Source organism: Bradyrhizobium sp. (genome assembly GCF_036009065.1).
Taxonomy (GTDB): Bacteria; Pseudomonadota; Alphaproteobacteria; order Rhizobiales; family Xanthobacteraceae; genus Bradyrhizobium.
This window is the reverse complement of record NZ_DASYMN010000313.1, coordinates 1-1791: the sequence shown is the minus strand read 5'-3', so window position 1 is coordinate 1791 and position 1791 is coordinate 1. Positions and strand designations below refer to the sequence as shown.

At 62.0% G+C, this 1791-nt stretch carries 2 protein-coding genes; one reads left to right on the top strand and one right to left on the bottom strand.

What is annotated here, in order from left to right:
* Window positions 1–363 (top strand): ATP-binding cassette domain-containing protein (locus VGP39_RS19205; protein ID WP_327569680.1); only part of this gene is annotated, 363 nt, incomplete at its 5' end.
* 158 nt (window positions 364–521) lie between these two features.
* Here VGP39_RS19205 and VGP39_RS19200 read toward each other — a convergent pair.
* Window positions 522–1604 carry an IS5 family transposase gene (locus VGP39_RS19200; RefSeq protein WP_327569679.1) on the bottom strand — a complete coding sequence of 361 codons (1083 nt, stop codon included), beginning with the start codon at window positions 1602–1604 and terminating at the stop codon, window positions 522–524.
* Between the last annotated feature and the right edge of the window lie 187 nt (window positions 1605–1791).

The following is a 1791-nucleotide window of genomic DNA, read 5'->3' as shown; positions in this document are numbered from 1 at the left end:
GCCACCATGGTCGGCGATCGTGGCATAAAGTTATCTGGCGGCCAGCGGCAGCGGCTGGCGATCGCGCGGGCACTACTGAAGAATGCGCCGATCCTGCTGCTGGATGAAGCCACCAGCGCCCTGGACACCGAGTCGGAGCAGGCGATCCAGCATGCACTCGACCGGCTGATGACGGGGCGCACGGTGATCGCCATCGCCCACCGGCTTTCCACGCTGCAACGCTTCGACCGGATCATCGTCATGGACAAAGGCCGCATCATTGATGACGGCTCCCCCTACGCTCTCGCCTCCCGGCCCGGGCTTTACCGGGAGTTGCTGCGCAAACAGCGAATGGAACCGGCGCAAGCGGCCGAGGCAGCTTAGCAGGCTGCGGAAAAACCCCCGAACGGTCCGGTATTCTCTGAGTTTGCCGACACCGGAGCGGCCTGAGATCCTAGCCAAAGCGGGAAATTTGCGGATTTCCAGTCTTGCACTATGAAAATCATGCCGCAGGGCAGACTTTGGACAGACTCCGGGTGTCGCTACGCCACGGCACCCAGTAGCTTCGCCAGCCGGATCAGGTCGTAGGCTGCGGCCGACAGTGTGAACATCCAGCCCACAAGCGCCGTGCCACGGTAACGCGTCTTGCGCTGCCCGCCGATGACCTTCATCCAGCCGAACGCCTCCTCGATGCGTTTGCGCACGCGCAGGCTCACCTGGTAACCGGCGTGGCGCGTGGTGCGTCCGTCGATGGCCGAGCGGCGGCCCTTGTCGTTCTGCGTGACATGCGCCGTCGCGCGGAGGTCTCGCATGTCAGCGACGAAGTCAACCGGATCGTAAGCCTTGTCGGCACCGACCGTGATGCGGTGCTGACCCGGTATTGCGCCGATCATCGCCAATGCCGCCTCACGCTCGGCGGTGCCGGTTGCCAGCGTGGTTCGGGTGTCCACCACCAGGCACTGGCGGTTTTCGATCATCACGTGCGCCATGTGGCAGAGCTTTGATGCCTGGCCTTCGGCTTTCTTGTAGAGCCGCGCATCGGGATCGGTGGTCGAGGCATGCGTCTCGTTGCTGCGTTTCTCGCCGTGGAAGTCACGCTCGCCGTTGCGTCCGGGACTAGGTGGCTCACCGCTGCCGTCCTTCGGTCGGAAGCTCTTCATGGACGCCCAGGCCTCGATCAATGTGCCATCGACCGAGAAGTGATCGTTTGAAAGCAACCGCCCGACCTGCGGGTCAGTCAGGATCGCCCTGAGAAAACGATAGGCGATATCGCCTTCCAGCAGCCGGTCGCGATTTTTGGTGAACACCGTCACGTCCCATACGGGCATCTCGATCGACATACCGACGAACCAGCGGAACAGGATGTTGTAGGTTAGTTGCTCGATCAACTGCCGCTCCGAGCGGATCGTGAAGAACGCCTGGAGTAGCAAGGCCCGCAGCAGTTGCTCGGGCGCAATCGAGGGTCGCCCGATCGGCGAATAGATCTGATCGAAGTCAGGGGACAGACGGTCCAGTGCGGCGTTTACCAGCGGACGGATGGCTCGCAGCGGATGGTTCCGCGGCACCATCGCCTCTGGGTTCATGTAGCCGCCCAGGTGACCCGTCTGATGATCCGGCCCGCGCATCGGCTCAACTCTTTCTTTGCCCGCTCCGGTCACAGGAGATCAAATCGATGGCGGATTTGACAAGGGGTTTTTCCGCAGCCTGTTAACTGCGGAGAGTGACAGTTCGAATGCATCGGTTAACGACCACCAATCGCCAAAGTCATGTGAACCGCGCTTGACTGCCGTTACCCTCACAGGGACTGCCTTC